18 protein-coding genes are annotated in these 22,510 nt (G+C 63.7%); 9 read left to right on the top strand and 9 right to left on the bottom strand.

What is annotated here, in order from left to right:
- Window positions 1-26: 26 nt before the first annotated feature.
- The 5 genes from NL241_RS33860 (at window position 27) to NL241_RS33840 (ending at window position 5,906) form a co-directional block, all read left to right on the top strand.
- The gene (locus NL241_RS33860; protein WP_487689669.1) at window positions 27-1,145 is read left to right on the top strand and encodes a VOC family protein; all 1,119 of its coding nucleotides are present in this window, start codon (window positions 27-29) and stop codon (window positions 1,143-1,145) included.
- Entirely contained in the window at window positions 1,142-2,089 is a 948-nt protein-coding gene (locus NL241_RS33855; RefSeq protein ID WP_487689672.1) for a fumarylacetoacetate hydrolase family protein, read from the top strand. Before NL241_RS33860 ends, NL241_RS33855 begins: the two co-directional genes overlap by 4 nt.
- Window positions 2,086-3,972 carry an acyl-CoA synthetase gene (locus NL241_RS33850; RefSeq protein ID WP_494396322.1) on the top strand — a complete coding sequence of 629 codons (1,887 nt, stop codon included), beginning with the start codon at window positions 2,086-2,088 and terminating at the stop codon, window positions 3,970-3,972. Before NL241_RS33855 ends, NL241_RS33850 begins: the two co-directional genes overlap by 4 nt.
- Before the next feature lie 11 nt (window positions 3,973-3,983).
- A complete protein-coding gene (gene mhpA / locus NL241_RS33845) occupies window positions 3,984-5,558 on the top strand; it encodes a bifunctional 3-(3-hydroxy-phenyl)propionate/3-hydroxycinnamic acid hydroxylase MhpA (RefSeq protein WP_494396321.1) in 1,575 nt (524 codons plus the stop codon).
- 204 nt (window positions 5,559-5,762) lie between these two features.
- Window positions 5,763-5,906: a hypothetical protein gene (locus tag NL241_RS33840; protein WP_494396320.1), complete on the top strand. Its 144-nt coding sequence runs from the start codon at window positions 5,763-5,765 to the stop codon at window positions 5,904-5,906.
- Window positions 5,907-6,377: 471 nt separating this feature from the next.
- Here NL241_RS33840 and NL241_RS33835 read toward each other — a convergent pair whose 3' ends face one another.
- The 4 genes from NL241_RS33835 to NL241_RS33820 form a co-directional block, all read right to left on the bottom strand.
- Complete coding sequence (locus tag NL241_RS33835; protein ID WP_494396319.1) at window positions 6,378-6,542, bottom strand: hypothetical protein; 165 nt, start codon at window positions 6,540-6,542, stop codon at window positions 6,378-6,380.
- A 184-nt stretch (window positions 6,543-6,726) separates the two neighbouring features.
- The gene (locus NL241_RS33830; RefSeq protein ID WP_494396318.1) at window positions 6,727-8,391 is read right to left on the bottom strand and encodes a CocE/NonD family hydrolase; all 1,665 of its coding nucleotides are present in this window, start codon (window positions 8,389-8,391) and stop codon (window positions 6,727-6,729) included.
- 583 nt (window positions 8,392-8,974) lie between these two features.
- Complete coding sequence (locus tag NL241_RS33825) at window positions 8,975-10,198, bottom strand: CaiB/BaiF CoA transferase family protein (RefSeq protein WP_494396317.1); 1,224 nt, start codon at window positions 10,196-10,198, stop codon at window positions 8,975-8,977.
- A 79-nt stretch (window positions 10,199-10,277) separates the two neighbouring features.
- Entirely contained in the window at window positions 10,278-11,198 is a 921-nt protein-coding gene (locus NL241_RS33820; protein ID WP_494396316.1) for an NAD(P)-dependent oxidoreductase, read from the bottom strand.
- Between the two features lie 274 nt (window positions 11,199-11,472).
- On the opposite strand from NL241_RS33820, the gene NL241_RS33815 reads away from it, so the two are divergent.
- On the top strand, window positions 11,473-12,840 hold the full coding sequence (locus NL241_RS33815; RefSeq protein WP_494396315.1) for an MFS transporter: 1,368 nt from the start codon (window positions 11,473-11,475) through the stop codon (window positions 12,838-12,840).
- Between the two features lie 626 nt (window positions 12,841-13,466).
- Here the strand turns inward: NL241_RS33815 and NL241_RS33810 are convergent.
- Window positions 13,467-14,423 carry a quinone oxidoreductase family protein gene (locus NL241_RS33810; protein WP_494396314.1) on the bottom strand — a complete coding sequence of 319 codons (957 nt, stop codon included), beginning with the start codon at window positions 14,421-14,423 and terminating at the stop codon, window positions 13,467-13,469.
- Between the two features lie 78 nt (window positions 14,424-14,501).
- On the bottom strand, window positions 14,502-16,004 hold the full coding sequence (locus NL241_RS33805; protein WP_494396313.1) for an aldehyde dehydrogenase family protein: 1,503 nt from the start codon (window positions 16,002-16,004) through the stop codon (window positions 14,502-14,504).
- Window positions 16,005-16,217: 213 nt separating this feature from the next.
- On the opposite strand from NL241_RS33805, the gene NL241_RS33800 reads away from it, so the two are divergent.
- On the top strand, window positions 16,218-17,189 hold the full coding sequence (locus NL241_RS33800; protein ID WP_494396312.1) for a LysR family transcriptional regulator: 972 nt from the start codon (window positions 16,218-16,220) through the stop codon (window positions 17,187-17,189).
- 153 nt (window positions 17,190-17,342) lie between these two features.
- On the opposite strand, the gene NL241_RS33795 is transcribed toward NL241_RS33800, so the two are convergent.
- A complete protein-coding gene (locus NL241_RS33795; RefSeq protein WP_494396311.1) occupies window positions 17,343-17,693 on the bottom strand; it encodes a YciI family protein in 351 nt (116 codons plus the stop codon).
- A 42-nt stretch (window positions 17,694-17,735) separates the two neighbouring features.
- A complete protein-coding gene (locus NL241_RS33790; protein ID WP_494396310.1) occupies window positions 17,736-18,644 on the bottom strand; it encodes an NAD(P)-dependent oxidoreductase in 909 nt (302 codons plus the stop codon).
- 970 nt (window positions 18,645-19,614) lie between these two features.
- On the opposite strand from NL241_RS33790, the gene NL241_RS33785 reads away from it, so the two are divergent.
- Both NL241_RS33785 and NL241_RS33780 read left to right on the top strand, forming a co-directional pair.
- A complete protein-coding gene (locus tag NL241_RS33785; protein ID WP_494396309.1) occupies window positions 19,615-20,523 on the top strand; it encodes an alpha/beta fold hydrolase in 909 nt (302 codons plus the stop codon).
- A gap of 199 nt (window positions 20,524-20,722) precedes the next feature.
- A complete protein-coding gene (locus tag NL241_RS33780; protein ID WP_494396308.1) occupies window positions 20,723-21,622 on the top strand; it encodes an aldo/keto reductase in 900 nt (299 codons plus the stop codon).
- Here the strand turns inward: NL241_RS33780 and NL241_RS33775 are convergent.
- A complete protein-coding gene (locus NL241_RS33775) occupies window positions 21,597-22,427 on the bottom strand; it encodes a helix-turn-helix domain-containing protein (RefSeq protein ID WP_494396307.1) in 831 nt (276 codons plus the stop codon). The genes NL241_RS33780 and NL241_RS33775 overlap by 26 nt on opposite strands.
- Between the last annotated feature and the right edge of the window lie 83 nt (window positions 22,428-22,510).

Genomic DNA, 22,510 nt, shown 5'->3' with positions numbered 1-22,510 from the left:
CGGGCGCGGGAGGTGGCGCACAAATGATGAGTACTCACAGCGAGCTGCACAGCGAGCAGGGTTCGCTGCAGGGCGAACATCCGGGACGCGCACAGAACCCCATCATCAAAGTGCGCGATATCGCGTGGCTGGAATTCGAGAAGCCTGATCTGGTGCGCGCCGAGGCCTTTGCGCGGGCCTTCGGATTCCAAGTGGCGCTGCGCACTCCCGGCGAACTGCAGTTACGCGGGACGGACCCGGGAGCCCCGTGCGTGATCTTGCATCGCGGCGAGAAGTCCCGTTTTACCGGCGTCGCGTTCCGTGCCGCAGACGAAGCCGATGTGCGGCGGTTGGCCGAGAAGACCGGCGCACGGGTGCAGCGGCTGCCGGAGACGCTCGGCGGATCGGCCGTCCATCTCACCGACCCCAGCGGGTTTCGGGTCCGAGTCGTCGCAGGCACCCACAGTCATCCCCCATTGCCCGGACAGCAACCCATGCTCATCAACGCCGGCGGCTACGTCGTTCGAACGAACACCACCCAGCGGCCCCGCCGGGTCCCGGCCCGGGTACAGCGCCTGGGCCATGTGGTGTTGCAGTCCACCACGTACCTGGCGGCACTGAACTGGTACCTGGACAACCTCGGCATGATCGTCAGTGACTTCCTCTTTTTCCCGGGTCAACGGGAGCGCGGCCCGACCATGAGCTTCATTCGCTGCGACCGTGGGTCGGAGCCCGCCGATCACCACACACTGGCCGTGGCACTGGGGCCGGCCAACCGCTATGTCCACTCCGCCTACCAGGTCAGCGATCTGGATGCGCTCGCCGCCGGCGGTGAGTACCTCCGCGAACGCGGCTACTTCCGCTCATGGGGCATCGGAAGACATATCCAGGGCAGCCAGCTCTTCGACTACTGGCGCGACCCCGACGGTTTTCTCGTAGAGCACTTCGCCGACGGCGACATGTTCGACCACACCCTCGAACCGGGATGGGCGCCCTTCACCGCCAGCGGTCTGTCTCAATGGGGACCGCCGGTCACCAGCGACTTCCTCGGGACGAGTCCCCGGGCGGCACGCCATGAGGCCCTGTCCATATTGACCGCACTGCCACGCACCAACGAATTCGACCTCCACCGCCTCCTCGGCCTACTGAAAGTGGCACGCTCATGAGCATTTCCATCCTCCGCACCACCGACAGCTGGTGGGTCAAGACCAACGACCGTGCCGTCAAGATCCGCACCACAGCCCTCACCACCGCAGCGCTGCTGGCCGACCGCACGGCCATCACGACCGCCGCGAACGGCGCCGACACCGGTACCACCGTCGACGTCGGCTCCCTTGACCTGATCTCGCCGGTGACCCGGCCGTGCCGAGTTGTTGCGCAGATGACCAACTTCGAATCCCACGTCAAGGATTCCGGCATGGACCCCAAGACTGTGCCGCTGACCTTCTTCCGGAAGGCCTCGGCATCGATCAGCGGTCCGTTCGACGACATCATCAAGCCCGAACACGTCCGGTTCCTCGACTACGAAGTCGAGATCGGCCTTGTCATCGGGCGCGACATGCCAGTCGGCACCACCGTGACCGAGTCGAACCTCAGCGACTACGTCGCGGGGCTTGTTGTCACCAACGACGTGTCGGCCCGTGACATCCAACTGCCGCAAACCCAGTTCTACGAAGCCAAGTCCTACCCCACGTTCACCCCGGTCGGTCCTGAACTCGTGTTGCTCGATGCCCAGGAACTCACGCGGTTCGGCGATCTGCGGCTGCAGCTCAGTGTCAGCGGCGAGGTGCGACAGGACGCACTGGTTGAGGGCGACATGCTTTACCGCCCCCTACAGGCGTTGCAGTCGCTGAGCCGGTTCCAGGATCTCGCGGCCGGCGACCTGGTGCTCACCGGAACGCCGGCCGGCACCGCATTGAGTGCCCCGCCCAAGCCCATCGAGGTGATCGGTGCCGTGCTCCCGCCGGCGGTGAAATGGAAGGCGTTCTTCAAACGACAGGCCGGAAACAAGAAGTACCTGCAGCACGACGATGTGGTTGAGGCGACGATCGGCACCGACGATGGTGCACTCGACCTCGGTACTCAGCGCATGAAGGTCATCTACGCATGACCGGAGATCTGTTGTGGCCCCGCTACACCGGCCCCGGGGATCTTGCCGCTGTGGAAAGTGTGCCGTTGAGCCAACGCGGCCTGCCGGGTACGACCTTTGAAATCCTGGAACGCGCGGCCACTTTGTGGCCGGATTCTGCCGCGGTCACCATCCTCCCGGACGCGACCCGCTGGAAGGACGGGGTGTCGCGGACGTTTGCTCAGCTGGCTGCCGACGTTCGCCGCACCGCCAACCTGTTGCACGCCAACGGAGTTGACCGTGACAGTGTCGTCGCACTACTCTCCCCGAACTGCCACGAATTGATCAGTGCGACGCTGGGCGCGCAACTCGCCGGGATCGCCGCGCCCATCAACAGCGGCCTGAGCGTTGAGCATGTCAGCGAGCTGGTCAAGCGCACCGGCGCTCGAACCCTGATCACTGCAGCTCCCCAACTCGATGGCACCAGTTGGGCCTTGGCCGAGGAGCTGGCCACAGGCGGGCTGATCGATACCGTGCTGTTACTTGCGCCCACCGGGACAGCCGTCCGTGAACCTGCGCCGGCATTGAGGGGCGCCACTGTCGGGTACTTGACCACTCTGGCAGCCGGTCACGACGGGGAAGCGTTTCACGGTGTCGACCCTCAACCGGGTGACCTTGCGGCCGTGTTCCACACCGGCGGCACCACCGGCACGCCCAAGCTGGCCGCACACACCCACGCAAACGAAGTCGCCGATGCCTGGATGGTCGCCGCCGCCGACACCCTCAGCGATCAGCACTTCGTGACTTTGGCGGCGCTGCCCCTGTTTCACGTCAATGCCCTGATGGTGACCCTGCTCGCACCGCTGCTGCGCGGCCAGCAGGTGGTGTGGGCGGGACCATTGGGATACCGGGACCCCGCCCTGTATGCAGATTTGTGGAAGATCGTCCAGCACTACCAGATCACCGCCATGAGCGCAGTCCCCACCGTGTACGCCGCCCTGTCCCACTGCCCGGTTGACGCCGACATCTCGAGCATGAAGATGGCGATCGTCGGCGCGTCGGCACTGCCGCCGGCCGTGCGCAAGGATTTCGAATCTCACACCGGGATAACACTTGTCGAAGGTTACGGGCTCACCGAGGCCACCTGCGCCAGCGCGCGTAACTTCCCAGATCATCCGCGTTCAGGCTCGGTGGGCCAACGTCTGCCCTACCAACGAATCGCCGCCGCCAACTGCAACGGTCAGGGGCACCTGGAGGAGTTGCCGGCTGGTGAAACCGGGACCCTGGTCATCGATGGGCCGACGGTGTTCGCAGGTTACGTCGTGGGCCGTGACGAACGAGGTCTGCAGGTCGACGGGCTGGGCAGTCTGGTCTCGGGGCGCCTGAACACCGGTGACCTGGGCTGGGTCGACGACGACGGATTCGTCTACCTCACCGGGCGCGCCAAGGACCTCATCATCCGGGGCGGTCACAACATCGACCCCGCACAGATCGAGGACGCCCTGCTCTCGCACTCCGCAGTGGCATCTGCGGCAGCAGTCGGCGCGCCCGACGCGCATGCCGGCGAAGTCCCGGTCGCTTACGTCACGCTGCACCCCGGGTGCGATACCAGCGGTGATGCGCTGCAACAGTGGGCGTCTGCGCACGTCGGCGAGCGCGCCGCCGCACCCAGGACGGTCACCGTCCTGGATGCGCTCCCGGTCACCGCGATCGGCAAGCCCTATAAACCACCGCTGCGCATGGATGCCGCCCGCCGCGCCATCACCGCTGCTCTCGCCGGGCACCGCGGCGTCAGCGTCGATGCTGATATCGACAACGGTGAGCCCGTCCTCACCGTCACCCTCAACGCTCCGTCACAACGTTTGGACGTCGACCGCGAGCTCTCTCGATACGCGGTGACCTACCGGATCACCACCGCAGAGTAACCGGGCACCCGATGACACACTCGCCTACGTCAGCATCGAAGCCACAGCAAAACAATGCTATTCGTTCTGCACCGGTCGTCATCGTCGGTGCGGGACCCACCGGCGCCTGTGCCGCTACACTCCTGGCTCAGTACGGCATCGACAACCTGGTCCTCGACCGCTGGGATGGGGTGTACCCACAACCGCGTGCGGTGCACCTGGATGACGAGGTTTTTCGCGTGCTCGCCCGGATGGGCGTCGCCGAGCAGTTTGCAGCCATCTCCCGTCCGGCGCTGGGACTGCAGTTCCGCGACCGCAGCCACCGCGTCCTGGCTGAGTTCCGTCGCGACATCGCCCCGAGCGTTCACGGCTTCCCGCAGGCGAGCATGTTTGACCAGCCAGAACTGGAAACCCTACTGCGCGACAATCTCTCACGCTATCCGGAGATTGAACTGCGCGGCAATACCGAAGTGACCGGCCTCGAGCAACTCGGTGACGGCCGTCTCCGACTCACGTGCCGCGACCGTATCGACGGCACGAAGATATACATCGACACCGACTACGTCCTCGGCTGCGATGGCGCCAACAGCCTTGTGCGATCAGCGATCGGGTCGACTATGACGGATCTGCACTTCCAACAGCGCTGGGTGGTGGTCGACGTCCATACCACCGCAGACCTGGGTCAGTGGGACGGCGTACATCAGGTTTGCGATCCCGCGCGAGCAGCGACGTACATGCGAATCGGGGACACCCGCTACCGCTGGGAGTTTCAACTCCTCAGTGACGAGACGGCAAGTGATTTCTCCGACGCGGCCACTCTCAAGCCCTTGATCGCTCCCTGGACTGGAACAGTGCGTGACGACCAACTGGAACTCATCCGCGTCGCCGAGTACACCTTCCGCGCCCAGATTGCCGACCGGTGGCGGCAGGGGAATGTGTTTCTGCTCGGTGACGCCGCCCACCTCTCGCCGCCGTTCATCGGTCAGGGGATGGGCGCCGGGTTGCGCGACGCGATGAACCTGGCCTGGAAACTGGCTGGCGTGCTGTCCGGCGATCTACCCGGTGGCGCTCTCGACACCTACGAGCAGGAACGAAAACCGCACGTGCGGGCGATGATTCGGCTGGCGAAGATGGTCGGGCAGTTCATGACCGCAGGCGGTGAAATCGGAAATCTTCTGCGCCGCTTCGTGCTACCGCGCCTGAGCGTGATCCCCGGCGTGCGTGACAGGGTCGTCGACTCCACAACGCCCACTCTGCGCAAATCGGCGTTCGTGCAAGCTGCCGGCCGGCCACGGCGCCTCGCGGGCACGTTGTGCCCGAACACTATAGAGCCGTCCGGTCGTCGGCTTGACGATGTCCTCGGGATTGGCTTTGCCGTCGTCACTACCGCCCACCTGGACCCTGCCCACCGCGCAACGATCGAGCTGCGTGGTGCGTCCGTGTACGTCGCCGAGCCCGGCACCGTACTTGCTCGGTGGCTCAACCGAGGTCGATGCGCGGCCGCGGTGATCAGACCCGACCGCACCGTCATGCAGACCGCTCGCCGGCCAGAGGATCTCATCCCGGGCTTGCCCACATATCTGACCGCTCGTACCCATTCAACATGAGTTGAGAAAACGATGGCGTTGTTGCTTCGGGCGGCCGACGAGGCCGTGACCGCCGGTCACGGCATCTGGGCAGACCCCCGACACGCTGCTGGCCTACGAATACCGCATGGCCGTGAAGCTCTACCAGAACACCAAAGGCCATCATCGTCGACAAGAAACGGCCGCACGACCCCCTGGGACTGGCGGGAACGGTACTGCGTGGACATGACCACCCGAATTCTCTACGGGCCCGAGGACTACGTCGAGATCGAGCCCAACTACCGGTTGTGGCTCTGGCATGCCGACGTCCACGCCGCGGTCAGCCAGCTGAACCCCACGCCGTCGCCGCGCCTGGCCGGTGCCGACTAACCTCCGTCGCGGGTGAACACGACTTAGGGACGGGCCCAGGCCCACGCTGTCCCTCATCGGAGGTCACTACGTCCCGAGCAGACATGAGGCAGAAGACAGAGCGGAGCGCTTGCATCTCATAGCGGGGACGGGCGTACGCCCTCCCGCCTGGTCCCAGGTTGAGCCGACCGCCCGTGGGGGTCTCCCTGGTCTGCTCGGGCGCGTCTGGCACCGGGTAGTTGGCAGGCTTGGGGAGTGGCTGTACAACCTCGAGAATCGGCAATGACGTCTGCGCATGTGCTCCGCAGCCGCGCGGTTGCCTTGGAGGTGAAGGCCTTCGAGACGAGTTGACGTTGCCGGTGGTGTTCTTGGCCGTCGAGGCTCAACAGGCCCTTCGCGGCGATGTCCCACACTTCGCCGGACGTGATGTCCGAGCTTGACAGCCAGGGATTCCTGCGGCTCACCGAGACGGCACCCTCGACCACGATGCGGTCAGTCCCGACGGCGGCGGCTACTTCGTCGAACGGCGACCGCGTGCGGTGACACGAACTCCGTCGCCAGGTCGGTCGGCGCCGTCTGGTCCAGGATCTGACGCAGTTCGGTGCGTGCCTGCTGCAGCCGTTCGATGATCGCCGCCAGCTCATCGTCAAGGGCCACAGTTCGGCCGCCGGGTGGTCGTCGGCATCACCCATCGCGGCGATCTGGGGAAGCGAGAAGCCCACGTCGACGAGACGGTGCGATCATTTGGCTACGGCAACAACGCAGTGGGCATGTCGATATGACATCGCTAATGCGGCAGGCAGTTTCGGCATCGCGAAAGGGCTGATCCAACCAAGTTGATTCAGTGAACGACCGGAATGACGATGTGCGATGGATGGGCCTCATCGTGGTGGACGATCTGATGCGCTACAAGTAATTTCGTGGGATCGTCGTTATTGGTGTTGCGGTCCCATCGCGGGAAGTTCGACGATGTGACCTGTACGCGGATCCGGTGGCCGGCTCTGACGACGATACTGGTCGACCACAGATCGACAGCATGCGATGTGATCTTGCCGGGCTGGGTGCGGGCTCGAGTGACGCCGTCGACAACGTTGTAGGACCGTCCATCCTCATCGACGTCACAGAGCCGAACCACCCAGTCGGTGGTTGTTACATCAGTCGTGGCGTGGATGACAGCCTCCACCCGGCCGGTGATCTCGAGGTCCTTTTCGAGCACTGCAGTAGTGAAGACCAGCACGTCTCCGCGATCTTCGACTGCGGCTTGATCCTTCGGCCCCGGGGGGAACTCATTGCTCATAACTAGGCCGCCACCGCAGGTCAACACCGGATCGGAGGGGTCGTAGACAAAGGCGGTCTGTGAGCCATTCCTTGCCGGCGGGTCAAAGGACAATGACCCTGCCGGATGGAGGTAAAGCGGTGTGGGAACCGCCCGTTCGAGTGGCCAGTCTTTCTCATCGCGCCATTCGTTGAGGCCCATGACGAAGATGCGGACGGGGAGATCCTCGGTTGCCGTGTCAGCCGTCTCGCGAAGATACTGATCGAAGAAGTCCAGCTGCAGATCGGTCAAACTCGCGACACCGGGTGCCGGCGGCACCACGGATGCCGACCGAAAGTTGCGCTCACCGATGTGGCCAGCCTGAAGAGCCGGCATGTGCATGTGGTTCCAGGGCCCCATAACCAGTCTCGTCGCCACCCCACGCTCGCGCATCGCCATGTAGTTGTCCAGGGTTCCCTGGTGGAAGATGTCGTACCAGCCGCCGACGTTCAAGCTCGGCACAGTCACCTGGTCATGGTGGCCCTTGACACGTAGTTCGTCGGCGGTGTCCGGATTGTCGAGCGCACGTCGAATCCCGATGTCTGGCAGTCCTGTTCGAATGACGGCGGGCAGGTACCCGGCAGGCAATTCCCAATACGTTCTGGACGCCAAGTCGTCAAAGTCGCGGGTGGTGGTGCGGATTGCCGCCTCGAGATCTTCCGGCGCGGTTACCTTCGGTAGCTGCCCTAGAGACTGACCCAAAGCCCAGTACCCGTTGTTTCCGAGTTCTATGGCACCGCCTCGGAAGAAGATGCCGTCGTCGGGGTCGCTCCAAGTCACCTGTGGTGCGATGGCCGCCAGGGCCGGCGGCTGTTCCATCGCGGCGGCCCATTGGGTTTGTCCGGAGTAACTCTTGCCGAACATCCCGACCTTGCCGTTGCTTCCGGGCAACACGGCGGCCCACTGGACGGTGTCGTAGCCGTCGGTGTGTTCGTAAGCGAAGGGGAGCCATTCGCCGTCCGAGGCGAATCTGCCCCGAGTGTCCTGCTGCACCACGATGAACCCTCGCTTGACTGCAGTCGTCACGTCGAGTGCCAACACTGTTGCGGCCAGGCCGAGCTTGTCATACGGAATCCGTTGCAGTAGAACAGGATATGTGCCAGCGTCGGCGGGACGGTAGATATCGGCCCGTAGGACGGTGCCGTCGCGCATCGGTACTTCTACATCCAACTCGATAATGATTGACTTCATGGTTGACTTCCTGGTCTTGAGATTTGGTCGAGAACGATGGAGCGCCACCGGAGCCGCGACAAGTGCGATGGCACCGATGGACCAGCCCCACACTGCAAAGCACGACTGATGCGAAGACCGAACCCCGCGTCCGGATCAGCGCCCTCGCCCATCCGCTCAGCAAACGCCGCTACCGCCAAGTCGCGCCGCTTGGACAAACGTCCCTTTTCGGCTGCTACAAGTGCGGCCGACAGCTCGATGCGGGTCAGATCCGTGCCGTAGCAGGGTGCGACCGATTGCTGACGCCATGATTCCATCAGCGGTCCCGCGTCAAATCCGGTGCCCTCCGGCAGCGCGATGCCGGCGGAGCGCTGACCGTCGTTGTCGGTGGCTCACGGCGGCGCAACTCGGCCAGCAGTACCAGGCGGAACACCGTTCTTGGCCAGCGAGTCGGCGCCAATGGTGTTCCACGTCATGACAACCGGACGCCTGAGCGTTTCTCTCACCCCAGAGGCTTTCTACTTGAGCGGCTTCGATAGTGGAAGCCGGCGTGTGATCCGCCGACGCAGGCAGGGTGTTTTTGAGCACGGTCATCGTGCCGCGTTCAGACGGCGGCTGTGCCGGAGAGCAAAGTCTGTTCACCATGTTGTTCGGCGGTGTCGGCGAGCCAGTCGAGAATGGCCGCAGAGTGCTCCCCGAGCACAGGTGGGGCGGCATGGGTGGTGCGTAGCTGCGCGTGGCCGCTTGCCGACTCGAAGCGCAGGGACGGGCCCGGGAGTTCGATATCGCCCACCTTGCTGTGGTGCACGTTGATCAGGAGACCTTGACTGCGGGTCTGCTCCCAGTCGTACACCTCGTCGATGGTTCGGATGGCTCCGGCCGGCACGCCGACAGTGGCAAGTTCGGCCAGGATGTCGGTCCGGTCCCGGGCGATGAAGTTGTCTTCGATAGCAGAGATGAGCTCGGCTCGATGGGCTACCCGTGAACTGTTCACCGCGAAGCGGGAGTCGCCGCTGTCAAGAGCGGCGACGGGAGCGAATCGTTTCCAGATCGCCTCGCTGCCCACGGCTATCTGGACGTAGCCGTCGCGACACCGAAAGCTGCCGTATGGGGCGATCTGAGGGTGATGATTACCGGTCGGTGCGGCCACCTCGCCACCAACGGTCCACTTGGTTCCCTGAAAGGTGTGCGCGCTGATTGCGGCGGCCAGAAGTGAGGTCCGAACGACGCCGCCGTGACCGGTTTTCTCCCGCCCGGCTAGTGCCGCCGAGACGCCGGCAGCGCCGTGAACGCCGGCCAACACGTCGGCCATCGGAACCCCGATGCGAGTCGGGCCGGATTCGGTGCTGCCGGTCACCGACATCAGACCCGCCTCGCCTTGGGCGATCTGGTCGTAACCGGGACGCGAGCCTTCTGGCCCGTCATGGCCAAAGCCACTGATTGACAGGACAATCAGTCTCGGGTTGAGGGCAGCCATGATCTCTGCAGAAAAGCCCAGCCGGTCCATCGTGCCGGGTCTGAAGTTTTCGATCAGCACGTCGGCGCGGCGGATGAGTCGGCGCAGCACGTCTTTGCCCGGGTCTGATTTGAGGTCGAGCTCGATCGACTCTTTGTTGCGGTTGGCGGACATGAAATACGTGGAATAGGCGGCATCGTCACTGGGGCCGACGAACGGAGGTCCCCAGTTTCGGGAATCGTCACCGTGTCTGGGCTTTTCGACCTTGATCACCCGGGCGCCCAGATCGCCCAGCATCATCGCAGCGATGGGGCCGGCCAAGGCTTGCGCGAGATCGAGCACCAGTACGTCGCGCAGAGGGCCTTCGGACATGGTGGGTCCTCCTTCGGAGTTGACTGTAGAAATTGAGCTTCAGGGTCAAAGACGGGCAGCGAACGACGGCGGGCGGCAATCAGCACTTGTTGACGGGGTTCTGTTCCTCAGGCAGACGACCACTGATCGACGGAAACAGTGCGCTGCAGTCATAGTCGCCGCCACCGCGTTCCACCAGTGACGACAACAGGGTGTGCACCGTGTGCGCGGTATTGAGATCAGTGTCGGTGGTCATGCCGGCTTGCAGCGCCAGCGACAGATCCTTCAACAACAATGCACCGGTGAATCCTGGCGCGTATTCATGCGAACTCGGTGCTGTCGCAACGATACCCGGCACCGGGTACCACTCACGCAAGGGAAAGTTGTCTGCTGTGGAGCGCGTCGCGATGTCGTAGAACACTGTGGCGTCCAAACCCAGCCGCTCGGCGAGAAGTACACCCTCGCTGGTACCTGCCAGACATACGGCAGCGATCATGTTGTTGACGATCTTGGCGGCCTGGCCCATCCCGGGCCCGCCGGTGTGGAAAGTCCGGGACGACAACGGCTCGATGAAACCCGAGGCGAGGGCGTAGTCCTCGTCGCGTCCGCCGACCATGAACACCAGCGTGCCTGCCGCTGCTTTGAGCACGCCGCCCGACACCGGCGCATCGACAAAACGGCGGTCGCTAGCGACGGCGAGATCGTGCAACTCTTTCGCCGACTCGACGCCAATGGTCGACGAGTCGATGAAGAGGGTGTCTACCGCCGACCGGGCGAACAACCCATCAGGTCCCGACAACAATCCGCGCACGTGGTCTCCGGTGGGGAGCATGGTGAACACGGCATTGGCATCGGCGACGGCCTCCGCGGCCGAGGTGACCATGGCAACCCCTTCGGCGGCGGCGCTTGCGGCCAAGGCGGGATTGATCTCGACTCCGCGGACTTCGTGGCCAGCATTGACCAACAGCGAGGCCATCGGCAACCCCATGCGTCCCAGACCGACCCACGTGATGACAGACAAGTCGTCTCCTGATGTGCGATCGCCGATACCGAAGAGTGAGCGGACCGGTGTTTGTTAGTCGCCAATGACTTTGCGGTGCACGCGATGCATGGTCAATGGCCATAACGGCCTCACGGGTGTGCAAAAGTGCGCCGGCTGTCGCTGGTGCGTTTCTGCACATAGCCGACGCGGAGGTGTGTGTTGCGGAGCACATCCCGTGTTCCGAATACTGCGTTTACCGGCACGCTGCGTCACTTTCGCGGTGCGGAGTAACCCACGTCATGGAGGATCAACGGTGAAACATTCAGACGAGCTGGCGCCCGCCGGCTCAGATCAAGGCAATACTCGGCTCAAGCGAGTGGTCGCAGCGGCCATGGCGGGCACCATTGTCGAATGGTACGAGTTCTTCATCTACGGAACTGCGGCCACTCTGGTGTTCAGCAAGATCTTTTTCGCCCCAGGCACCAGCGAACTCACGGCCATTCTGGCCGCTTTCGTCACCTACGCAGTAGGATTCGTCGCGCGTCCGGTTGGCGGTGTCGTCTTCGGATACTTCGGAGATCGCTACGGACGCAAGCACCTTCTGCAGATCAGCCTCGCCATCGTCGGCACGTCGACATTTCTGATGGGCTGCCTCCCGGAGTACGCGTCCATCGGCATTTGGGCCCCCCTGCTTCTTGTCATCCTGCGGTTCCTGCAAGGTTTCGCTCTGGGCGGGGAGTGGGGTGGGGCAGTACTGCTGGTCGCTGAGCACAGCCCCAACAACCGCCGTGGCTTCTGGACCAGTTGGCCTCAAGCCGGCGTGCCGGGTGGCAACTTGCTCGCCACCATTGTGCTTCTCGTCCTGACGTCTACCTTGTCAGACGCTGACTTCCTCGCCTGGGGCTGGCGCATCGCGTTCTGGCTGTCCGCTGTGATCGTGTTCGTCGGCTTCTACATCCGCACCAAAGTGTCCGACGCCCCCGTCTTCGAGGCTGCCCGGCAGGAGATCGCTCACACCGAGGCCGCTGAGCACCACGGTGTCTTCGAGGTCGTAAAGCGTTACCCGCGTGCAATCTTGACTGCAATGGGTGTCCGGTTCGGCGAAAACGTCATGTACTACCTGGTGGCCACCTTCTCCGTCACCTACCTCGCGGTGGTTGCCGACGTAGGCACTGAGCGCATTCTGTGGTACATGCTCATCTCGCACACCGTGCACTTCGCCCTGGTTCCTCTGGCCGGGCGGCTATCTGATCGAGTGGGTCGCAGGCCGGTGTACCTGGCAGGCGCAGTGCTGGGCGCACTGTGGGGTTTCGTCGCCTACCCTCTGATGGCCAGCGGGAATGCGGTGCTGATCGTGCTTGCGATTTCGGCTGGGCTAGGCATCCACGCCCTGATGTACGCACCGCAGCCGTCGATGATGGCCGAGATGTTCCCCACCCGGATGCGCTATCTGGGCCTGTCCCTCGGGTCACAGGTGACGTCCATCTTCGCGGGTTCCCTGGCTCCCATCATCGCCGTGAGTCTGCTGAAAGAATTCGACAGCGGCGTGCCCATCGCGATCTACCTCGCCGCGACCTGCGTTGTCACCGCCGGCGCGGTGCTCTATGCCAAAGAGACAAAAGGCGTTTCCCTGCAGGCTCTCGATCGCGAGGACCTAGCTGGCGATCGCGCCGGCGTGTAGGCCCGCGCTTGCCCTCACGCGGCGACCAGTAGCGTCGCACTCTGACGAAGATTGCTGATCGACCGCAGGGAGCGGGCGCACCAAGTGCACCCGCTCCCTTTTGGCGTGAGGATTCCAATGAACGCCCTGTGCTCGAGAAGCCGGCGAAACATATCACACTGCCCAAATACATTGCAGGAAGCAATCATCACCCGAGTGCAGACCGGCAAACAGCTCAGCGAACTGTGGTCTCGGATACCCGGCGGGTGGCCTGTCGTGTCCTTCCGACGGCCTGCACGTGCCCGCGATGACGCGATGTGGAGCAACCGGTGGGGCGGTGTCGGTGCAGCCAGGCCCGGGCGGAGACGGCAGCGGAGATCGGCGTACCGGGAGATGCCGTCCAAGCCTAATCCACACGGCGGCGATGCCGGAGTTCCCGTGCAACAGGTTAGGACAGACCGGAGCAGCCTGGCTGGCCGCCACGACGAGGTGCCGCCCACCGGCTCGCTCCGTACCGCAGAGCCTCATTGCCGTGGGGGTCGCGCTGAGCGTAGTGCCTGACCCGGTCACCACGGTTGTGTTGAGCTGGAGACGGGCTGTGTGGCAGGGAAAGTCGTCCGGCCACACAGCCCGCGGGTAGTTGAGCGTCAGGAGATGTCTATGAGGAGCTTGCCGGCCAGCGAGCGGGAGGACAGATCTTCTTGTGCTCGCGCTACTTCGGCTAATGGATAACGGCCCGCGATGACGGTGGTGAGGACACCCAACCGCGCCCACTCGAACACCTCGTGGGCGCGTCTGGCCAATTCAGCAGGGTCTGCGGTGAAATGGGCAATCGACGGACGAGTCACCGATAGGGATTTCGCAGCCAGTGTGGGGAACTCGATGGCCGGGGGCGGGCCACTGGCGGCGCCGATCACCACCAGTGTGCCGCGCACTGCCAAGCACGTGAGCCCTGCTGCCACCGTATCGCGGCCAACGCCGTCGTAGATGACATCGACTCCGCGTCCTTGGGTGATCTCGTTGACCACTTCGGCGAAACCGTCATATTCGACAGCGTGATCGGCGCCGGCGTCGACGGCGAGGCGACGCTTCTTCGACGTCGAGGCCGTGGCGATCACTGTGGCGCCGAGATGGTGAGCGACCTGAACCAGTAGGCGCCCGACTCCTCCCGCTGCCGAGTGCACCAACACCGTGGTGTCCTTACAGACCCTGTAGGCGCTGGTGACCAGATAGTGGGCGGTGAGACCTTGCATAAGCAGAGCGACGGCATCATCAGTAGCGATGTCCGCGGGAATCTCGACGACGCTGCTGGCGTCGACTATGACTGCTTCTGCGAAACGTCCTGGCCCGCTGAGCCATCCGACCCGACGTCCAATCAGATCCTGGTCGACGCCCAGGCCTGCGGCCGTGACAGTACCGACTCCTTCGACACCTGCTACGAACGGGGCGGCCACCGCGCCGTTGCGTTGGTAGATGTCGAGATAGTTCACGCCCGCGGTTTCGACTGCGACCGCAATTTGGTCCGCACCCGGATGGGCTGCTTGGGTCTCGGTCAGCTGGATATTCTCCGGCCCACCGTTGGCGTTCACGACAGCCGCTTTCATCAAGACCCTTCCGATGTGCCAGTAAGAGGTCGATACCTCTTTGCTTTGAAGTTTCCGTAGTGGCGAAAAGCGTGGGTGTTACGGCGTTTTCAGGCGGATATTGACCTGCTTGGTCTGCGTGAAGCCAGCCAGCATGCCCTCCAGTGACGCCTCTCGGCCGATACCGCTCTGCTTGTAGCCTCCATAGGATTGTCCGACCATCTGTCCGCCACCCTGGTTGACCTGAACCCAACCCGTCTCCAACGCGTTTGCTGTGCGGACGGCCCGCGATAGGTCGTTGGTCCACACGTAGGCCGCCAGACCGTAATGGGAATCGTTGGCCATCTTGATGACTTCATCTTCGTCGCGCCACGGGATCGCGACCAGGACGGGGCCGAAGATCTCCTCGCGTGAGAGGCGCCAGTTGTTATCCGCGCCGCCGAACACCGTCGGCCCCATGAAGAATCCGTCGCTGCGGCCCAGCCGTTCGGGGGAACCGTCCAGGGCCACCGTGATACCCGGTGTCGCCAAACCGTCTTGGAGGAAGCCGTTGACGGAGGCGAACTGCTTGTCGTTGATGATCGCGCCGATATCGGTCGCTTCATCAAGGGGGTTGCCCACGACCTGCGTTTCCAAGGTAGTGACCAACCGCGACAGGACATCGTCGTAGACGTCAGCGTGCAGGAACAACCGCGATCCGGCGGTGCAGCTCTGTCCCTGCCGGTGGACACGGGACGACAGCAGTAAGTTGGGGATCAGGTCGTCATCGTCGGCGGCGTCCGGAAACACGATGGAGGGATTCTTTCCGCCGAGTTCCAGCGAGACGTGCGCAAGCCGAGCGCCGGCCTCCCGGGCCACGTGCCTGCCGACCTCTGTCGAGCCGGTGAAGGACACTTTGTCCACACCGGGATGCTGAACCAGGCGCTCGCCGGCCACAGAACCGCGACCGGTGATGATGTTCAGCACGCCCGCCGGAAGATGCTCCGCGCAGATCTCCGCCAGCAGCAGCAGGCTGAGGGGTGCAGCCTCGGCGGCCTTGACCACCACCGTGTTGCCGACCGCCAAAGCGGCAGGAATTTTGAAACCGGCAATCATCAAAGGTGAATTCCACGGCAGAATCGCTCCGACAACGCCGAGCGGCTCGATCTTGCTGTATTGCAGCTGATCGTCGCCGGCTGGCAGAACGACACCCTTGGCTTCACCCGCGATGCCGGAGAAGTAGCGGAAAAGGTTGGCCAGAGTTGCTGCTTCCGGCCGAGCTTGGGTGCGAATCGCGTTGCCCGTGTCGAGGGCGGTCAGCCGGGCCAAATCCTCGTTGCGCGCCTCGATCGCGTCTGCAATGCGGCCCAACGCCCGCGCCCGCGCGGTGAAGTGCTGCGCACGCCAGGCAGGGAACGCGGCGCGCGCCGCGGCGACCGCAATATCCACGTCGGCGCCGCCCGCTTCGGGTACTCGGCCGATGACACGCCCACGCTCGATGGGCGTGGTCACCTCGGTCCATGCCCCGTCAAGCGCGGCGGTCCACTCTCCGTCGACAAACATGAAATAGTCGCGTGCCTCAGGTAGCGCAATCGAACCCGATGAGGGCAATGTGGACGTCATCACGAAACTCCTCGCAGTTTTTGGAAAAGCCCTGCTCTACATCAGCACGGTCGTGGCATCACCCGGCCCGGGTCGGTAGTTGCAACCGGCGCACTGTGGTGATGCCGAACTCCACGATGCGGCGCGTGGAACTGCGCCGTCAACCACCAGGTTCGCGCCTGGCATGTGCAGATTTGCACTTGATCGGCGACCAGAGGACTAAAGTGCGCGTCCATGGGTGGCAATCAGTCTTCTGACGGCGCCGCAGCCCGCGAAGCCAGCCAGATCAAGCGAACGATCGATCTCCGACAGATCAGGGCAGACGACTTCCGGTACCTCAGTGCCATCGCTCGGACGGGCACCCGGCGGTCGGCGGCGTTGGATCTGGGAGTCGACCACACCACGGTGTCGCGTCGAATCCATGCCCTCGAAAAAGCGCTGGACGTGCGACTGATTGAACGCGGCGCAGTGGGATGGGAGTTGACCGACATCGGTAAGGCGGTTGCCGACCGCGCCAGGGCGATCGAGGAGTCACTGCAAGAGGCCGTGGACGCAGCGATCGGCAATCAGAGCAGCACGCTTCGAGGCAGGGTCCGCGTAACCGCACCTGACGGATTCGGGACGGTCATCGTCGCTCCGGCGTTGGCGCGACTTCGCATCGAGCATCCGGATCTGTCTGTTGAACTACTTACGGCGACAAGACAAATGAATCTGCAGCAGTCGGGATTCGATGTTGCCATTGCCGTCGGCGCGACCGTCAACAGCCGCCTGGTCTCCGAGACCGTCAGCGCCTATACCATGGGCATTTACGCCACCGGGGAGTATCTCCAGCGTTTTGGGACGCCAGAAGCCGTTGAGGACGTCCGCCGGCACCCCATCATCTTCTTCGTGGACTCTTTACTCCAAGTGGGGGACTTGGATCTTGACCGTCACTTACCCGGTGCGACCGCAAGTTTCATGTCCACCAACATCTTTGCGCACGTCGAAGCGACCCGGGCGGGCGGCGGGATCGGGCTCCTCCCCGCCTTTCTCGCCAAGCCGCATCCTGAACTCATCAGACTGCTGCCCGCCGAGGTCGACATTCGCCTGAGCTTCTCGCTCGCGGTTCGGCGGGAGAATCTCACCAACCCCACCGTGCGAGCAGTACGTGACGCCATTCACGCCGAGGCAGCCAGACGCCGCGCGGATTTACTGCCGCCGACATGACCAGTCCGACGGTGTGTAGCTCTGGCTCACCCAGCAACTCAGCGCGTTGAGCAAAGGGAGAAGTCCCCCAGCGTAGTGTCGCCGGGGGACGATTCTCGTGGTCTCGAACTCATTTAGCAGACTGTCGCTGTCAGGTGAGCCTTCGAGTCGGTATTAGGGTGCGATCCCGGTGTCGGGTGCGAGCAGCTCCTCGCCGATTGACAGGGACCAAGGCCGAATTAGCCTCTCCTGCACTATGTCCCGAAGATGGAAGGGGTCGTTGTCGGCGAGGTCCTCGACGCGCGCGACATTCTCGACATCGAAGATGAGTAGACCGCCGGGAGGACCGGGCTCACCCAGGGGACCTGCCAGGACAAGCTGGCCGCCGTCGGCGAGGTCGCGCAGATAGGCACGGTGCTCTGGCCGGTGCTCAGACACCAGGTCTGCGTCGTCGATGTATCGGTAGGTGAGGGCGAAAAACGGCATTCGTGGGATCTCTTTCGGGACGTCGGTTCTGGGCGGCACCACCCGTCCTCCGGCGAGAAGGACGGGTAGGCAGCAGCAAGGTCACACGGTGGTGGTCTTGTCCACCTGGGCGCCGAGAGTGACTGCCAGCGCGGTGCAGTCAAGCTCGCCGGCTCCAGCGGCGGAGGCGTCAGCGAACAGGTTGGCAGCCGCGGTCGCGGTATCCAATCGAACATCGAAGTGCTCGGCCGTAGCGGTGGCCAAACGCAGATCCTTATGAATCAGGTCGATCATGAAACCCGGCTCATAACCGTGGGAGCTCCGAGACGTCTCGACGACACCCGGGAGCGGGAACCAGTTGCGGAACACCCAGCTGTCGCCTGAGGAACGGGTGACAATGTTGAAGAAGACCTGCGGGTCGAGACCGAGTCGTTGCGCCAGCACGGAAACCTCACATGCAGTCGCCATGCCGACTGCCATCATTGCGTTGTTGACGACCTTCATTGCCTGGCCATCGCCGCTGGGACCAACGTGCACGATGTACTCGCCGACCGACTTCAGCAGCGGCTCTGCGGCCGCTACGTGGTCGATGTCACCGCCCAGCATCAGGGTCAGACTCCCGTCCTCAGCGCCCTCTACACCGCCGGACACGGGGGCGTCGACGAAGCCGACCCCGAGGTCCTTGGCCGCCTGGGCTAGTGTGCGAGCCGAGTCGATTCCGATCGTTGAGCAATCGACAACAACAGTGCCTTTGGGCATGTTGGCGAAAGCGCCATCGGGCCCGGTCACCACCTGTTCGACAACCCTTGCGGACTGCAGCATCGTGAAGACCGCGTCGACGTCGCGCACGGCATCGGCGATGGAGTCCGCGATTTCGACGCCGTTGGCCTGGGCGGCTTCGCATGCAGTCGCTGAGATGTCGTAGCCCCGCACAGTGTGTCCTGCCAGAACCATGTTGCGTGACATCGGAACACCCATGTGGCCGAGGCCGATCCAGGCAATCTTGCTCATTGGAACTCCTTCTACAGCCCGGTGCGGCGGGCACATCCGGACTCATCGTGATGTGGACAACACTCAGTGTTGTGACGGTTCCTCGGAGGGTCAACGGCCACAATCGCACCGCCCTGATGCAGAAATGCATCACTGATGACCATTAGTGGGACAGTCTCTGCGCGTTCAACAGGCATCGGGTGCTGATTTCCGCGCAGCCCCTATAGGCCACGTCACCGCCCGCCGTTTCCAAAACCGCCCCAATGTGGGCGCGGTCGGAGGGCACCGTGAATCGGTCGGCGACCCACCGTAGTGGGCGGGTCGAGCTCCCAGTTCAGCCGGCGGAGTCATCCGACGACGAGCTGATCCGATGCGTCGGCACGGTGATGGGCAACCGGCAACCGACGACAGATCTGCGCAATGCTGTAATCGTGGCGAAGCGACCTGACAGGCGGACTGGCCAAGGCCGTTCTCTTAGGCCGGTGCCAGCGGCATCGGCCTCGGCCCGTGGGAGTTATCGCTTTCCGATCCAACTAACCCACCGAAAGATCGCAGCGTCCACCACGGTCAAAGTGCTGGCCAGTGCGCGTCAAGCGCTCGTTCGGTTCCAGGGGAGGGGGTGTTGTCGGCGCTATTCTGTCGGGCCGGTGTGATGCAGTGGCGAAAGCGATTGCGGCGCAACGTGTGCTGAGTAGCCGCGCGGTCAACGCGCATCGGTTCTTCAGCCGGGGCCCGCGTGGTTGCCGGACCACCGACGACGTCACGCTGATGCGGGGCCCTAGCGTCGCTGTCGGGTCGGGGTTACCGGTGGTCGCATCCGTTGGCGGTGGTCGGCATAAGAGAGCGGCATGTCATGGTGGCGCCGTCGGATCGTGGTTGGCCCTAGCGGTGAGTCGGGCGTGCCGGGGGGCCGACTTGTTCCCCCCCTTCGCGGGGACGCCGGGGCGACACTGGCCGCCGATAGGGCATGCACAAAGAGAGGCGAAAGAACATGACCACAGGGCACGATGTCGATGTCCACCACGGTCGGGCCTGGGTCGACCCGGATAGGACGGTTCGTATCGGCTATACGGTTGCCACTCCACCTGAACCCACCAAGACCGTCGTGCTTCTCCACGGCGCGCCCCAAACGCGATACGAGTGGCGCAAGGTCATGATTCCGCTGGCCGCCGCCGGCTATCGGGTGATCATGCCCGACTATCGCGGCGCAGGCGCGTCTGACAAACCTCGTGACGGGTACGACAAGTGGACCATGGCCGGTGATATTCACAGTCTTGTACGCGAGACCCTGAACGTGGCGGAGCCCATCTCGCTTGTCGGCCATGATCTCGGGTCGACACTGGCTCTGGGTTTCGCGCTGCGGTACCGCGACGATGTCGTGAGCGCCACCTTCATGGAGGCTCCGCTGCCGGGCACTGCCTACTACGAATGGCGAGTGGCTCAGAAGTCAGCGTGGCAGTTCTCCTTTCATGCCAACCCGGACATTGCGGTCTACCTCACGCACGGACGTGAACGTTGGTACATCAACCGATTCTTCGACGAACTGACCTACCAACCGGATGCGATCTCCAATGATGACCTTGACGTGTACACCCGCGCGTTCGAAGCCCCGGGAGCCATGCGCGCAATGTGTGAGATCTACCGGGAACTCGACCGCGACGCCGACGACAATCGCACCGCGCTGCAACGACGCGGCAAGCTCACCATCCCGGTGTTGGCTTCGGGAGGTGCTTCCGGGCCTCTCGCCATCAACTTCCGGGCAATGTGTGAAGAGGTCGCTGATTCGGTGACAGATCAGCTTGTCCCGGACTGCGGCCACTGGGTGGCCGAGGAGCAGCCCGAGTACTTCACCAGGATGTTCTGTGAATTCGACGCGGCCGCTCGGGGCGTGACTGAATAGCGAAAGCGGCGGGGCCACCGGGTGTCGTTTCGCGACCTGATCGCGCGCGGCAGTCAGCTTATTCCTGAAGTGGGGGGGTGTATCACTACCCCCTCAAGCCCACGGGAGGGCACCTACCGTGGTCGCGGTGGGGCTGGTCGTACCGGCAGTACGAGGGCCCGAGAACCACAATGGAAACGCAGTGAAGTGGAGGTAAAACATGAATCCGCAGACGATCACTATTGCTGGTAAGACAGTGTCGCGCTTGGGTTTCGGTTCAATGAGATTCACGGGCCGCGGGATCTGGGGTGAGCCCCAGGACCGGGCCGAATGTATCGCCGTGGCCCGTCGGGCGGTCGACCTCGGCGTGCAGTTCATCGACACCGCCGACTCCTACGGCCCGCATGTCGCCGAACAGATTTTGTATGAGGCGCTGCACCCGTACCCCGATGACGTGATAATCGCGACGAAGGCGGGCTTGACCCGAAACGGACCTGATGTCATCGACACTGACAGTGGGCCGAAACGCCTCGGGCCGGCGGCGTGGCCGCCGGTCGGACGACCCGAATACCTGCGGCAGCAGGTATTGATGAGCATGCGCCGCTTGGGGGTCGATCAGATCGATCTGTTGCAGCTGCACCGGGTGGACCCCAAAGTGCCGCTGGCAGACCAGATTGGTGAGCTCAAGGCGCTCCAGGATGAAGGCAAGATCCGCGAGATCGGCATGTCGCAATGCACGGTGGAGCAGCTCGACGAGGCGCGGCAGATCGCCGATATCGTCAGTGTCCAAAGTCGATTCAACGTCATCGACCGGAGCGCCAAGGACATTCTGGAGGTGTGCGAACGCGATGGGCTCGCGTTCATTCCCTGGGCGCCGGTGGCGCAGGGCGGGCTCGCCGCGGCCCACCAAGCGCTCACCGACATCGCGCGGGCACACCAGTGCACTGTGGGCCAGGTGGCGATCGCCTGGTTGTTGCACGTCTCACCGGCGATGCTTCCCATCCCTGGCACATCGCGCCGCACGCATCTGGAAGAGAATGTGGCTGCCGCTGAAGTGCAGTTGACACCGGAACAGATCGACGAGCTCAGCGCGGCTACGCCGGCGCGGTCACCGTCGTAAGCGATTCCAGCAAAGCGACGGCGTCTGGAGACGGCCCGTTCTCGCGCGGACAGTAAACGAACAGCCGCTGGTCGGGCGCGTCCGCTACCTCGAGCGCCTCGAAGTGTAGGTGTAGCTCGCCGACTTGCGGGTGATGGAACACTTTGTCCTCGCTGGCGCGCGGACGTACGTCGTGGGTCGCCCACAGTTCCGCGAACAATGAACTGCGAGCGGAGATCTCATCGACCACCTCGGCGACGCGGTCGTCATTCGGGAATCGGGTCAGGCCTGAACGGAGGTTGCCGACGACCTGGGTGGCCACCTGGTGCCAATCCGTGTAGAAATCTCTGGCGGCAGGGTCGAGGAACACCATGCGGGCAAGGTTGTCAGTGTCGCCAAAGCCGCTGTACATCGCACGACCAGCCGCGTTGATCGCAAGGATGTTGAGGCCCAGATCGACGACGATTGCCGGTACGCGCAAGCCGGAATCGAGGAGAAGTCGGACTCCCGCGGAGACCGTGGTGGCATGAGCCGGCATCGCGAGGGGGAGGGGATGGACAAGCGAGATGAGGTAGGCAGTCGCGTGCGCATCGAGCCGCAGCGCGCGTGCGAGCGCACGAAGCACTTGCAGCGACGGTCGGTGCTCCCGACCCTGTTCAAGCCGTCGGTAGTAGTCGGTGCTCAACCCGGCAAGCAGAGCCAGCTCTTCTCGACGAAGGCCACGAACCCGCCGACCGTCGCCAGGCACGAGGCCGGCGTCCCGCGGCGTCACCGCTTGACGCCTCGCTCGTAAGAACGAGCCGAGCTCCGCCGATTGATCTGCCATAGCTCTATCCATAACGGACATCCCTGCAGCTGGCAAGGCCGCACCCTGCTCAGTGGCTCTTCGTCCGACCGTGGCGGGTTGCG

This window comes from Mycolicibacterium sp. SMGY-1XX (genome assembly GCF_059132455.1).
The sequence above is the reverse complement of the archived record's forward strand: the minus strand, read 5'-3'. Positions and strand labels throughout refer to the sequence as shown.

Coding starts and splice junctions, on each gene's coding strand:
- NL241_RS33860 (WP_487689669.1), top strand. CDS start 27: ATGAGTACTCACAGCGAGCTGCACAGCGAGCAGGGTTCGCTGCAGGGC.
- NL241_RS33855 (WP_487689672.1), top strand. CDS start 1,142: ATGAGCATTTCCATCCTCCGCACCACCGACAGCTGGTGGGTCAAGACC.
- NL241_RS33850 (WP_494396322.1), top strand. CDS start 2,086: ATGACCGGAGATCTGTTGTGGCCCCGCTACACCGGCCCCGGGGATCTT.
- mhpA (WP_494396321.1), top strand. CDS start 3,984: ATGACACACTCGCCTACGTCAGCATCGAAGCCACAGCAAAACAATGCT.
- NL241_RS33840 (WP_494396320.1), top strand. CDS start 5,763: ATGACCACCCGAATTCTCTACGGGCCCGAGGACTACGTCGAGATCGAG.
- NL241_RS33830 (WP_494396318.1), bottom strand. CDS start 8,391: ATGAAGTCAATCATTATCGAGTTGGATGTAGAAGTACCGATGCGCGAC.
- NL241_RS33825 (WP_494396317.1), bottom strand. CDS start 10,198: ATGTCCGAAGGCCCTCTGCGCGACGTACTGGTGCTCGATCTCGCGCAA.
- NL241_RS33810 (WP_494396314.1), bottom strand. CDS start 14,423: ATGAAAGCGGCTGTCGTGAACGCCAACGGTGGGCCGGAGAATATCCAG.
- NL241_RS33805 (WP_494396313.1), bottom strand. CDS start 16,004: ATGACGTCCACATTGCCCTCATCGGGTTCGATTGCGCTACCTGAGGCA.
- NL241_RS33800 (WP_494396312.1), top strand. CDS start 16,218: ATGGGTGGCAATCAGTCTTCTGACGGCGCCGCAGCCCGCGAAGCCAGC.
- NL241_RS33790 (WP_494396310.1), bottom strand. CDS start 18,644: ATGAGCAAGATTGCCTGGATCGGCCTCGGCCACATGGGTGTTCCGATG.
- NL241_RS33785 (WP_494396309.1), top strand. CDS start 19,615: ATGACCACAGGGCACGATGTCGATGTCCACCACGGTCGGGCCTGGGTC.
- NL241_RS33780 (WP_494396308.1), top strand. CDS start 20,723: ATGAATCCGCAGACGATCACTATTGCTGGTAAGACAGTGTCGCGCTTG.
- NL241_RS33775 (WP_494396307.1), bottom strand. CDS start 22,427: ATGGCAGATCAATCGGCGGAGCTCGGCTCGTTCTTACGAGCGAGGCGT.